12 protein-coding genes are annotated in these 12,168 nt (G+C 61.5%); 6 read left to right on the top strand and 6 right to left on the bottom strand.

The annotated features are described in order from the left end of the window. Positions 1-46: 46 nt before the first annotated feature. From ftsX to ftsY, 3 genes are read right to left on the bottom strand one after another with little or no spacing between them, the layout of a single operon-like run. Positions 47-1,030: a permease-like cell division protein FtsX gene (ftsX, locus tag PVE98_RS01025; RefSeq protein WP_033753217.1), complete on the bottom strand. Its 984-nt coding sequence runs from the start codon at positions 1,028-1,030 to the stop codon at positions 47-49. Further along, positions 1,020-1,688: a cell division ATP-binding protein FtsE gene (gene ftsE / locus PVE98_RS01020; RefSeq protein ID WP_033753218.1), complete on the bottom strand. Its 669-nt coding sequence runs from the start codon at positions 1,686-1,688 to the stop codon at positions 1,020-1,022. The genes ftsX and ftsE overlap by 11 nt, the downstream gene beginning before the upstream one ends. Before the next feature lie 5 nt (positions 1,689-1,693). Then, positions 1,694-3,172 (bottom strand): signal recognition particle-docking protein FtsY, encoded by a 1,479-nt coding sequence (gene ftsY / locus PVE98_RS01015; protein ID WP_033753221.1) that lies wholly within the window; start codon positions 3,170-3,172, stop codon positions 1,694-1,696. A 235-nt stretch (positions 3,173-3,407) separates the two neighbouring features. On the opposite strand from ftsY, the gene rsmD reads away from it, so the two are divergent. Beyond that, complete coding sequence (rsmD, locus tag PVE98_RS01010) at positions 3,408-4,007, top strand: 16S rRNA (guanine(966)-N(2))-methyltransferase (RefSeq protein ID WP_033753224.1); 600 nt, start codon at positions 3,408-3,410, stop codon at positions 4,005-4,007. Continuing rightward, a complete protein-coding gene (locus tag PVE98_RS01005; RefSeq protein ID WP_033753227.1) occupies positions 3,997-4,269 on the top strand; it encodes a DUF1145 family protein in 273 nt (90 codons plus the stop codon). Before rsmD ends, PVE98_RS01005 begins: the two co-directional genes overlap by 11 nt. 246 nt (positions 4,270-4,515) lie before the next feature. Here PVE98_RS01005 and PVE98_RS01000 read toward each other — a convergent pair whose 3' ends face one another. Next, positions 4,516-4,872: a DUF2500 domain-containing protein gene (locus PVE98_RS01000; protein WP_033753230.1), complete on the bottom strand. Its 357-nt coding sequence runs from the start codon at positions 4,870-4,872 to the stop codon at positions 4,516-4,518. A 158-nt stretch (positions 4,873-5,030) separates the two neighbouring features. Here PVE98_RS01000 and PVE98_RS00995 point away from each other — a divergent pair, with 158 nt between their 5' ends. Next, positions 5,031-5,660: a lysoplasmalogenase gene (locus tag PVE98_RS00995; protein ID WP_033753233.1), complete on the top strand. Its 630-nt coding sequence runs from the start codon at positions 5,031-5,033 to the stop codon at positions 5,658-5,660. Positions 5,661-5,746: 86 nt separating this feature from the next. Beyond that, positions 5,747-8,044, top strand: coding sequence for a zinc/cadmium/mercury/lead-transporting ATPase (locus PVE98_RS00990; protein ID WP_096072191.1), 2,298 nt, complete (start codon positions 5,747-5,749; stop codon positions 8,042-8,044). Between the two features lie 12 nt (positions 8,045-8,056). Here the strand turns inward: PVE98_RS00990 and tusA are convergent, their stop codons facing one another. Continuing rightward, a complete protein-coding gene (gene tusA / locus PVE98_RS00985) occupies positions 8,057-8,308 on the bottom strand; it encodes a sulfurtransferase TusA (protein ID WP_033753239.1) in 252 nt (83 codons plus the stop codon). 202 nt (positions 8,309-8,510) lie between these two features. On the opposite strand from tusA, the gene PVE98_RS00980 reads away from it, so the two are divergent. Then, positions 8,511-9,176 carry a 7-cyano-7-deazaguanine/7-aminomethyl-7-deazaguanine transporter gene (locus PVE98_RS00980; RefSeq protein ID WP_033753242.1) on the top strand — a complete coding sequence of 222 codons (666 nt, stop codon included), beginning with the start codon at positions 8,511-8,513 and terminating at the stop codon, positions 9,174-9,176. A gap of 117 nt (positions 9,177-9,293) precedes the next feature. Further along, entirely contained in the window at positions 9,294-9,848 is a 555-nt protein-coding gene (locus tag PVE98_RS00975) for a DcrB family lipoprotein (RefSeq protein ID WP_096073850.1), read from the top strand. A 203-nt stretch (positions 9,849-10,051) separates the two neighbouring features. On the opposite strand, the gene iolC is transcribed toward PVE98_RS00975, so the two are convergent. After that, positions 10,052-11,965: a 5-dehydro-2-deoxygluconokinase gene (gene iolC / locus PVE98_RS00970; protein ID WP_096072192.1), complete on the bottom strand. Its 1,914-nt coding sequence runs from the start codon at positions 11,963-11,965 to the stop codon at positions 10,052-10,054. Between the last annotated feature and the right edge of the window lie 203 nt (positions 11,966-12,168).

Here is a 12,168-nt window from a genome sequence, read left to right as displayed (position 1 = left end):
TCGTCGGCAGCAGAGGAACATTATACCAAAAAAACGTTGCAGGCGGTTACTGGGGCGTAAAACGACGTAAATGTTGCACCGTCGCCAGCCAGGCGGCGATCCAGCCGATGATCGCGGCGATCAGCAGCAGCAGCAGTCCTTCATCCCACGAGAAACCTTCCAGCGAAAAAGTGGTGCCGAAGACCTGCGCCACCTGCGCCACGACCGACTGCAGACGCAGCACCAGCACCTCGGAAAGGATCAGCGACAGCACCGCGCCGCTTAAGCCGAGCAGCGCCCCGCCGTAGAGGAACGGGCGCAGAATAAAGCCGTCGGTTGCGCCGATCAGCTTCTGCACGTTAATGGTGTCGCGCCGCGCGAAGATGCTGAGCCGCACGCTGTTGCCGATCACCAGGAACACCGCGACAATCATCAGAATACCGATCATCGACGCGACCTGGCCCACCAGTCCGGTCAGCGCCGCCAGACGGGCGAACCAGCTGTCATCCATGCGCACCTCGTCAACGCCCTGCACTTTCGCGACGCTGTCGCGCAGGTTCTGCATGGTGTCGGAATTCTGGAAGTTAAGCTTCGGCGTAATAATCGCCACCGCCGGCAGCGGGTTCTGCTCCAGCATGTCCATCGCGCCGCCAAAGCCCGACCAGTTGCGGAACTCGTTCAGCGCCTCTTCTCGCGTCAGGTAGTTGACGTTATCCACGCCGTCGACCTGCTTGAGCTGCGCCACCACATTTTCCGCGGCGGTATCGTCCAGCGTTTTCGACAGATAAACCGTCAGCTGCGGCGCGGGATACCACTGCGTCGCGGCCTGGCTGACGTTTTTCCACACCATGTAGCAGACGCTGGGCAGCGTCAGCGAAATGGCGATCACCATCACCGTCAGCAGCGTCGCCAGCGGCTGGCGATACATATCCGACAGGGTGCCGCGCCACGCGTAGCGCCACTGTTCCTGCCAGCCGCCCTTCAGCGCTTTGCTTTTAGAGGGCGCTTTCGCTTTTGGCGCAGCGGGGCGCTTGTTGCGTTTATTGACCATCGTGGCCTCCATGCAGGCGTCCCTGATTGAGCGTCATGACGCGATAGCGTCGCCGCGCGATCAGCCCGCTGTCGTGCGTCGCCATCAGTACGGTGACGCCCACGCGGTTGAACTCTTCGAACAGACGCAGGATATCTTCCGACAGCGCGTCGTCCAGGTTGCCGGTCGGTTCGTCCGCCAGCAGCACGGCGGGCTTGTTCACCACGGCGCGCGCAATGCCAACGCGCTGCTGTTCGCCGCCGGAGAGCTGAATCGGAAAGCTTTTCGCTTTATCGAGCAGACCGACTTTATCCAGCGCCGCCGACACGCGGCGACGAATATCTTCGCCGCTGGCGCCGGAGATGATCAGGGGGATCGCCACGTTGTCGTAGACCGAACGATCCATCAGCAGGTGGTGATCCTGAAAGATCATGCCGATCTGGCGACGCAGGAACGGCACCTCGCTGTGGCGCAGTCGTGAAATATCGTGACCGCTGAACCAGATATGGCCCGCGCTCGGCCGCTCAATGCCACAAATCAGCTTCAGCAGGGTACTCTTACCGGCGCCGGAATGGCCGGTCAGGAACGCCATTTCGCCCGGCCGCAGATGAAAATCTACGCCCTGCAGCGCCTGACGCCCGCCGAGATATGCCTTACTGACCTCTTCAAAGCGAATCATCCCAATTAGTCCTCTCGGGCAAACAGTGCCTCAATAAAATCCTCGGCCTTGAAGGGCCGTAAATCTTCTATGCCTTCCCCGACGCCGATATAGCGAATCGGGATGCCGAACTGATCGGCCACCGAGAAGATCACGCCGCCTTTCGCCGTACCGTCCAGCTTGGTCAGGGTAATGCCGGTCAGGCCGACCGCTTCATGGAAAAGCTTCGCCTGGCTGATGGCGTTCTGGCCGGTGCTGGCGTCGAGGGTAAGCATCACTTCGTGCGGCGCCTCTTCGTCCAGTTTTTTCATCACGCGGGTGATTTTCTTCAGCTCTTCCATCAGGTGCGATTTGTTCTGCAGACGTCCAGCCGTATCGGCGATCAGCACGTCGACGCCGCGCGCTTTCGCCGCCTGAATGGCGTCGAAAATCACCGAGGCGGAATCCGCGCCGGTATGTTGCGCCACCACCGGGATATTGTTGCGTTCGCCCCACACCTGCAGCTGCTCCACGGCTGCCGCACGGAAGGTATCGCCCGCCGCCAGCATCACCGATTTGCCCTGCGCCTGATACTGGCGCGCCAGCTTGCCGATGGTGGTGGTTTTGCCGACGCCGTTGACGCCGACCATAAGGATCACGAACGGCCCTTTGCCGCTGACGTCGAGCGGCGCGTCTACTTTCGCCAGAATGCCCGACATCTCCGCTTTCAGCAGACCGTAGAGCGCTTCCGCGTCGCGCAGCTGTTTGCGGTTCGCCTGCTGCGTCAGGTTAGTAATAATGCGGCGCGTGGTCTCAACGCCGACATCGGCGATCAGCAGCTGCTCTTCCAGCTCTTCGAACAGATCGTCGTCGATTTTTTTGCCGCGGAACAGGCTGATAAAGCCGGAGCCGAGGTTCTGGCGCGTTTTGACCAGGCTGCGCTTCAGGCGTGCGAAGAATCCCTCTTTGGTGGGACGTTCCTGCTCCTGGGAGATAATTGGCGCGGCGGCGAGCGGCAGATCGCTGACCGTATCCTGCGCGTCGCTCTCAACAGCGATCGCTTCCGCTTCCGCGGCGATCTCTTCCGCCGCCTCGTCCTGCGGCGCTTCCGCCAGCGCCAGCGCGGCCAGCTCTTCGTCATCCAGCGGCTGCTCTTCTTCCGGCAGCGTTTCCGGCAATATCTCGTCTGCGACAGGCGTCGGCGCCAGCTCCGGCTCTTCTTCCGGAACGATCTCCTCCAGCGGCGCGATAATTTCCGCGTCCTGCGCTTTCTGGACGATCGCTTCCGGCTCTGCTGCGACCTGTTCTTCCGCAACCACATGCTCTTCCGCGGCCTGCGCAGACGCTTCGCGCTGCGCCTCGGCGACCTGCTCGGTCAGCTCGACGGTATGCGCCGCTTCGGTTTCCGCCTGCGCTAGCGCAGCCTCATCTGGCTGCTGTTCAGGCGTTTCAGCAGGCTGTTGTGTCTCTTCTTCTTTGCCAAATCCCAGCCAGGAAAAAAAGCCACGTTTTTTCTCTTTTGCCATTGTGTGACGACACTCCTCGATGGCTTAATCCCGGTCGCTCGCTGTTCCCAGGGGATAAAAATTAGCTCTGGTTTTTACCGCCGAAAGGGCGAAAAACGGCAGAATTATGTATGACTTCAGCAACTCACTAGTCTAACACTTTCCAGCCAGCGCACCACAGCACCCTTTTTTACCGTTTCTTCTCACTCGTTCGCCCGTTAAACTACGCAACAAATTATGACGAGTTGTGAGCAAGATGAGTAAAACCCCTCGTGGCACAGGCGGTGCCGGACAAATCCGCATCATCGGCGGTCAGTGGCGCGGACGCAAACTGCCGGTGCCCGACAGCGCCGGACTGCGCCCCACTACCGATCGCGTTCGTGAAACCCTGTTTAACTGGCTGGCGCCGGTTCTGCAGCAGGCGCGCTGCCTGGACTGTTTCGCCGGCAGCGGCGCGCTCGGCCTGGAGGCGCTGTCGCGCTTCGCCGGTTCGGTGACGCTGCTGGAGCTGGAACGTGCAGTGGCGCAGCAGCTGGAAAAGAATTTACACACCCTGCGCGCCAGCGATGCGCAGGTGATCAACACTAATACCCTTAACTGGCTGGCCGGCTCCGGCAAGCCATACGATGTGGTGTTCGTCGACCCGCCGTTTCGCAAAGGACTGCTGGAGCAGACGCTGCAGCTGCTGGAGCAGAATGGCTGGCTGGCGGACGAGGCGATGATTTATGTAGAGAGCGAAGTCGAGCACGGCGCGCCGCCCGTGCCCGCTAGCTGGGCGCTGCATCGCGAGAAGATCGCCGGACAAGTGGCGTATCGTTTATATCACCGACAACAAGAGACATCCGATGTTGCTTAATTTAGGCCGCCTGTTAATGCTGTGCGTCTGGGCTTTTTTACTTTTTAACCTGGTCGATCCCTACCCTAAACCGCTGCGCTATTTTATCCACGTCGCGCTGTTCTTTATGATCCTGATGCACGGACTGCAGCTGACGCTGCTGCGCGCTACCCAGCCGAAAGACGCGCCGCCGATCGATCGCTGGACGCAGACCAAAATCTTTCTGTTCGGTGTATTTGAACTGCTGGCCTGGCAGAAGGCTAATTTTCCGAAGAAGAAGTAAAACAGCGGGCTGAACAGCTTACAACGTCTGCAAGCGGGTAAGACGAACCGAAGAGCAAAGCGTCCCGCGACAGGGACAAAAGCGCCGGGAGCGCTTTTGAACAACGTGTAACGTTGGCCCGGTGACGGGCGCGCCTCAGAGATGAGGTGCGTACTCGCGCGGGCCGAGCTGGCAAGGATGCCGCTTTTGCGTCTTTGCGATCGATTCGTCTTACCCGCGCTGGGCACTTTATCAAAATCCGCAGTTTTACTGCGCCGGCGTAAAGCTGACGAAACGCGATCCCTGCATCTTCAGCTCGCCCTTCGCGCCGGTATCCATCTGGTTGTAGTCACGCTCGCCCACAATCGCTTTGATATCGCTGGCGCCGTTCAGAGGATGGAACCAGGCTTCGTAGCGCATCTCTTCCCCCGCGATGACTTCGCGCTGGCGCGAACGCCGGTTGGGCGACGGATACTCCCGCTTGGTCTTGACCTTCACCATCAGCGTGCGCACCGGCGAGGCGTCGTTCACCGCCGTCTCGCGCCGCTGCTTGATAAACTGACGGGTCGCCAGCACGGCGATAACGGCCAGCACGATAAAAAAGAGTAGCGGTGGTTTGCTCATGGTTTTTTCTCGTCTCGTTAAGCTCTGGAAAGCAATGCGGGTGAAGCATACAACCAGAGTTGCCTGATTGTCACATTGCGAGGCCGTAACCTAAACTGAGATCGACTTATTGGGAATTTTCACCATCTGATGGACAGGTTGTCCTTAAGGGAGCAGCAATGCTTTGGTCATTTCTTGCCGTACTTTTCTCCGGTTGGCTCTATGTTGACGCATCCTATCGCGGCCCGCAGTGGCAGCGCTGGCTCTTTAAACCCGTCACGCTGTTGCTGATGGTGGGCTGGGCCTGGCAGGCGCCGGTGCTGAAACCGACCGATTACCTGATTATCGCCGGACTGATCGCGACGCTGGTCGGCGACGCGCTGCTGCTGCTGCCGCGCCAGCAGATGCTCTACGCGCTGGGCGCCTTCTTCCTCTCTCACCTGCTGTACACCATCTGCTTCGCCGCCAGTATGACGATGACCTTTTACTGGCCGATTCCGCTGACGCTGCTGATTATCGGCGCCATCACCATTGCGACCATCTGGAACCGCCTGGAGACGCTGCGCTGGCCGATTTGCACGCTGATCGGCATGACGCTGGTGATGACCTGGCTGGCCGCCGAGCAGTATCTCTTCCGTCCCACCGACGACAGCTTCACGCTGGTGGTGGGCGCGAGTCTGCTGCTGCTGGCGAATATCGTCTGGTTCGTCAGCCACTATCGCCGCCGCTTTCGTGCCGACAGCGCCATCGTCGCCGCCTGCTACTTTGCCGGACACTTTATGATTGTCCGCTCGCTGTGGCTCTTCTGATGTAAAACCAGCCTTGACTCTGGAGTCGACTCCAGAGTGTAGGATGCAGTAGCGGGCGGGATCGCCCGTCCGTTACTGGAGGTTTTATGCAGCAACATCATCACGAACACGCCTGCGGCTGCGGCCGCTCTCGTCATACCCATTCTGCCGCGAAACCGCTGTGCACCCTGCCTGGCGCCGCGCCCGCACGGCTGAACATCAGTGCCGCCTCGCCCGTTCAGCCAGCCTGCGGCGGCGGTTGCTGCGAGGCCGACGACAGCCCAGGCGGCGAAGTGCATTCCGGCGGCAACGACGAAGAGAGCGACAGGCAAGGCGGCTGGCGCTTTAGCTGGCGCGTCAGCGGCATGGACTGTCCGAGCTGCGCCCGCACCGTCGAAACCGCCGTCAGCCAGCTGCCCGAGGTGTTACGCACCCGCGTCGTCTTCGCCAGCGAAAAGCTGCTGGTCGAGGCCAGCGCCGATGTCGCCGCCGCTGTTGAACAGGCGGTCGCGCGCGCCGGCTTCTCGCTGGTCGGCGACAATCCGACGATCCGCCCTGTTTCCCGCTGGCGCGAAAACCGCGCCCTGCTGCTGCTTGCCGCTTTGCTGCTCGCTAGCGTGATGCTGAGCCAGTTTATGCCGCGCTGGGGCGACGGGCTGTTTATCCTTACGACGCTGATCGGCCTGTGGCCGGTGGCGCGCGGCGCATGGCAACGCGCGCGCAGCGGCTCGCCCTTTACTATCGAAACGCTGATGAGCGTCGCCGCCGCCGGCGCGCTGCTGATCGGCGCCTACGCCGAAGCGGCGATGGTGCTGCTGCTGTTTTTGCTGGGCGAACGGCTGGAAGCTTTTGCTGCAGCCCGCGCGCGCAGCGGCGTGACGCAGCTGATGGCGCTGCGCCCGGAAAACGCCACGCGGCTTAATGGCGACAGGCGGGAGACCGTGGCGCTGGCGGCGCTGCGCCCCGGCGACGTTATCGAAGTGGCAGCGGGCGGACGCCTGCCGGTAGACGGCCGCCTGCTGAGCAATGAGGCGAGCCTGGACGAAAGCGCGCTGACCGGCGAATCGCTGCCGGTCACGCGTGAAAAAGGGGATGCGCTGCTGGCGGGCGCCACCAGCGTCGATCGGCTGATTCAGCTTGAAGTGACCTCTGAACCCGGCGCCAGCGCCATCGACCGTATTCTCACCCTGATTGAAGAGGCCGAAAGCCACCGCGCGCCGGTCGAGCGCTTTATCGATCGCTTCAGCCGTCTCTATACGCCGCTGATTATGCTGCTGGCCGCGCTGGTGATGGTGGCGCCGCCGCTGCTTGGCTTCGGCGGTTGGCTGCCGTGGATCTATAAAGGGCTAACGCTGCTGCTGATCGGCTGCCCCTGCGCGCTGGTGATCGCGACGCCCGCCGCCATAACCTCCGGCCTCGCCGCCGCTGCGCGCCAGGGCGCGCTGATTAAAGGCGGCGCGGCGCTGGAGCGTCTCAGCCAGATACGCGCCGTCGCCTTCGACAAAACCGGCACCCTGACGCAGGGCAAACCGCAGGTTACCGCCGTGCTCTGCTTCGCCACAGCGTCGCAGGATGAGCTGCTGGCTCTGGCGGCGGCGGTGGAACAGGGATCGACCCATCCGCTGGCCGCCGCGATCGTCGCGGCTGCCAGCGAGCGGCAGTTGATTCTGCCCTCCGCCAGCCAGCAGATGACGCTGGCGGGCAGCGGCATCGCCGCGCAGGTCGAGGGCGCACAGGTCGAGCTGCTGTCGCCCGGCCGCGTCGACGCGTTGAGCGCCGAGCAGCGCGCGCAGATCCTGCAGCAGGAAGAACAGGGACAAACGCTGGTGGCGATCCTGCGCGACGGCGAACCGCTGGGCGCGCTGGCGCTGCGCGACAACCTGCGCGCCGACGCGCGCGACGCCCTGGCGGAGCTGAAGAGAATGGGCATTGAGAGCCTGATGCTCACCGGCGATAACCCGCGTGCGGCGGCGGCGATCGCCGGCGAACTCGGCATCGACTTTCGCGCCGGCCTGCTGCCTGGTGACAAGGTCGACGCCATTCGCGCGCTGGGCCAGCAGCGCCCGCTGGCGATGGTCGGCGACGGCATCAACGACGCGCCCGCGATGAAAGCGGCCACTATCGGCATCGCCATGGGAAGCGGCAGCGATATCGCGCTAGAGACCGCCGACGCCGCGCTGACGCGCGATGCGTTGCCGCTGCTGCCGTCGCTGGTGGCGCTGGCGCGACGCACGCGCGCCACGCTGCGGCAAAATATCGCCATTGCGCTGGGGCTGAAGGCGCTGTTTCTGGTCACCACGCTGCTGGGCCTGACCGGCCTGTGGCTGGCGGTGGTCGCCGACTCCGGCGCGACGGCGCTGGTGACCGCTAACGCGCTGCGGCTGCTGCGCGCGCGTCGCAGGTAGCAGGCGCGACGATCAGGCGCCGAGGCCCTTCTGGATCAGGTAGTGATAAGGCAGGGTGTCGGTCTGCTGCGCCAGCAGGCGATGTTCCATAAAGCGGCAGAAGCCGGGAATATCGCGCGTGGTGGCCGGATCGTCGGCGATAATCAGCAGCGTTTCCCCATCCTGCATGGTGCGGACCGTTTTACGCACCATCATTACTGGCTCCGGGCAGCGCAGGCCCAGGGCATCCAGCTGATGGTCGGCATGGGAGAAGTTGTCGCTCATAAATCACTCGGTTCTAAACAGGGGGCGCTCATTTTAACGCGGCGCCCCGCAGACGCAAGACGAGAACGATTGCGTTAAAATTAACCATTGCGTAAATAGCACAACGCGGTAAGATGCCGCGGTTTTTAACATCGACACCGTCGCGCTGGCTCAGCTTTGCGCGGCAATGGGTTCCCTCACCCCAATATAAAAAAGGTCCACTATGATCGCATTTTCTCTGCGTCAGCGTCAGCATGCGCTGATCTGGCTTTCTCTGTTTCATCTGCTGGTGATTATCTCCAGTAACTATCTGGTGCAGCTGCCGGTCTCTATTTTCGGCTTCCATACCACCTGGGGCGCATTCAGCTTTCCGTTTATTTTTCTGGCGACCGACCTGACCGTGCGCATTTTCGGCGCGCCGCTGGCACGCCGCATTATCCTCGCGGTGATGATCCCGGCGCTGTTTGTCTCCTATCTGGTCTCCAGTCTGTTTTATCAGGGCCAGTGGCAGGGCCTGGCGGCGCTGCAAAACGTTAACCTGTTCGTCGCACGCATCGCCTGCGCCAGCTTTATGGCCTACGCGCTGGGGCAGATTCTCGACGTTCACGTCTTTAACCGCCTGCGCCAGCTGCCGCAGTGGTGGATCGCGCCGGGCTGCGCAATGTTCCTCGGCAATATCAGCGATACGCTCGCCTTCTTCTTTATCGCCTTCTATAAGAGCACGGACCCCTTTATGGCCGCGCACTGGGTCGAGATCGCGCTGGTGGACTACAGCTTTAAAGTCCTGATCTGCCTGGTCTTCTTCCTGCCCGCCTATGGCGTGCTGCTCAATGCGATGCTGAAGCGTCTGGCGGAGCGCTCGCAGCGCCCGCAGGTAAATTTCGGCTAACCGGCGATAGAGCCTTTCGCCATGACCCGCTAAGATCTTCTGACAATCGGGCGGTTGCTTTTGCCGCCTGATTCGAGTTGTATGAACGCCTTACTGGAATCAAATAAAGGGATTCAGATGCGAAACTTAGTGAAATATGCGGGTATTGGCTTACTGGTGCTGGGCCTGGCGGCCTGCGATCAGAAGAAAGATGACGCGACCGGCAGCAACGGCACCAGCGCCAGCCAGTCGGCGCAGAACGTAACGCTGATGGACGGCAAGCTGAGCTTCTCGCTGCCGGCAGGCATGTCGGACAAGAGCGGCAAGCTGGGCAACCAGACGACCAATATGCACGTTTACGCCGATGAAACCGGCGCGCGCGCCGTAATCGTTATCGCTGGCGAGGCCACTAACGAAGGGCTGGATGTGCTGGCGCAGCGTCTGGAACAGCAGCAGCGCAACCGCGACCCGCAGCTGCAGGTGGTGTCCGACAAAGCGATTACCCTGAAAGATCAGCCTGCGCAGCGTCTCGACAGCGTGGTCTCCGCCAATAACCAGACCTCATGGTCCTCGGTGATTCTGGCGAAGGTCGACAGCAAACTGCTGACGCTGCAGATTACGCTGCCGGGCGACAACCAGCAGCAGGCGCAGAGCGATGCGGACAGCATCGTTCAGAGCATCACGCTGAAATAAGCTATTGAAATGAAAACGACGGGATTGTTCCCGTCGTTGAGATGGCTGTGTTGTACAGACAGCTCAAAAGCTTAAAAAGCGGGAGGCATAAACCGAAGAGCAAAGCGTCCCGCGCCAGGGAAGGCGCGGGCCGAGCGAGCATGGATGCATAAGCGACTTTGCGATCGGTTTATGCCTCACGCGTCAGCACAACTAGCCCGCGACTAACCGCGCGCAGCGCGCCAGTAGCCGATCAGCCGCAGATAGTTGCCCTTCACCTTCTCCACCAGCGCCGTATCATCCAGCTCGCCCTGCAGCCACTGGCGCGACGGCTGGCCGAAAATAGTGCGTCCGACTGCAAAACCTTTCACCCAGGGCGCCTGCGCCGCCGCGGCGAAACCCGCCTTCAGCTTCTCTTCCGGCGCGTCGAGCCCCAGCAGCAAAATGCCGCGACAGTGGGGATCCTGCTGTTCGATCAGGCCGCCGATCGCCTGCCAGCTCTCCGCCGACAGCGGCGGCAGCTTCCACCAGTCAGGCTGAATGCCCAGCTGATAAAAGTGGCTGAGAATGGTGAGATAGTGGGCCTCATCACGATCGTGATTGCTCTCTGGCAGAATCACCTCAAGCAGCAGCTCATGACCGCTCTTGTTGCAGCCTTTCCAGACGTCGAGCACCAGCTCGTCCTGCTCTTTGCGCATCTCGGCGCTGTCATGCGGATGATAGAACACCAGACATTTCACCACGTGCTCGGCGGGCCAGTCGATCAGCTGCGAACCGATATTGCCGTGCTCCAGCCGCAGCGGTCGCGAGCCGGGCAGCTCGATGGGACGGCCAATCCACCAGCCCTTGCCGGTAATGGCGTTCAGCGCCTTCTGGCCATAAGTGGTATCGGCCAGAATGCCGCTCTTGGTCTCCAGGCCCGCCTCGCGCGCCGCCTCTTCAGCGGCCTTCAGCAACAGCACCTTCAGCGCCGGAATTTTGCTCTCGTCGACGCCCGCTTCGCGCGCCATATCGGCCAGCTGTTTGCGATGGTCGAAGGCGAAGACGTTCAGCTCCGGCCAGCGCTGTTTGCGCGTGGTGACGCGATGCAGATGATTAAGACGCGCGTCGAGATCGGGGCGTTTCACCTCGCGGTCGCGGCTGAGGAAATCATCCAGCTCCGCTTTGGTCGGCATCGCTGGCGCGCAGCCGTGACGCGATACCACCAGCGCGCCGCAGGCATTGGCGTAACGGCACGCCTGCTCCCAGCCCTCGTCGTTGAGCCAGCCGCGCAGCAGGCCGGACATAAAAGCGTCGCCCGCGCCCAGCACGTTGAGGACCTCAACCCGCACGCCGCTGTGCAGGCGCGTCTGCTCCCAGCTGTCGGGGATTTCGCCCTCGAACACCACGCAGCCCAGCGGACCGCGCTTGCACACCAGCGTCGCCTGCGTTGCCTGGCGCACGCTTTTTAGCGCCGCCAGCGTATCGGTGCTGCCGCCCGCGATATGGAACTCCTCTTCCGTGCCAACAATCAGGTCGAAATAGTGCAGCACTTCCTGCAGCTGGCGCGTCACCTGCTGCGACTCGATAAAACGCGTTTCGCCGTCGCCGAGCGACGTCAGCCCCCACAATACCGGGCGGTAATCAATATCGAGCGCGGTGCGCAGGCCGTTGCGCTTCGCGATATCGAGCGCTTTCAGCACCGCGGCGCGCGTCTGCGGATGCGACAGATGGGTGCCGGTCACCGCCACCGCGCGTGACGCATTGATAAAGTCTTCGTCGATATCTTCCGGCACCAGCCCCATATCGGCGCAGTTATCGCGGTAGAAAATCAGCGGAAAACTCTCTTCATCTTTGATGCCGAGGATCACCAGCCCGGTCAGACGCTGCTTATCGGTAATCAGTCCGTCGGTATTACACCCCACGCGATTCAGCTCTTCGCGCAGAAAGCGGCCGTTGTGCTCATCGCCCACGCGAGCCAGCATAGCCGACTTCAGCCCCTGAATCGCGGTGCCGTAGGCAACGTTGCCGGAGGAGCCGCCGAGATATTTGGCAAAGGTGCTCATATCCTCCAGCCGCGCGCCAATTTGCTGTCCGTAAAGGTCGACGGCGATGCGTCCAATACAAATCACATCAAGCCGCTTCTGTTGTGTACTCATACCTGTGTTTTCCTTCTGTGATAAGCAGACACGCGGGCCAGAAAGCCGACATCCCGGCGTGCGTCTGGTTTTTGCCCTTGCCAGACTGACGATAAGGCGAGTATGAGGAATAAAAATTCCAAACACAATATGAAATGAAACATCCATCGCGATTTTGTGAACCAGGTAAAACTCTGCCTCGCTCGCGCATTATGTGCGCCATG

It is taken from the genome of Pantoea sp. GABEPS69 (assembly GCF_045780835.1).
Lineage (GTDB): Bacteria > Pseudomonadota > Gammaproteobacteria > Enterobacterales > Enterobacteriaceae > Pantoea > Pantoea septica.
This window is presented reverse-complemented; position numbering and strand designations above follow the sequence as displayed.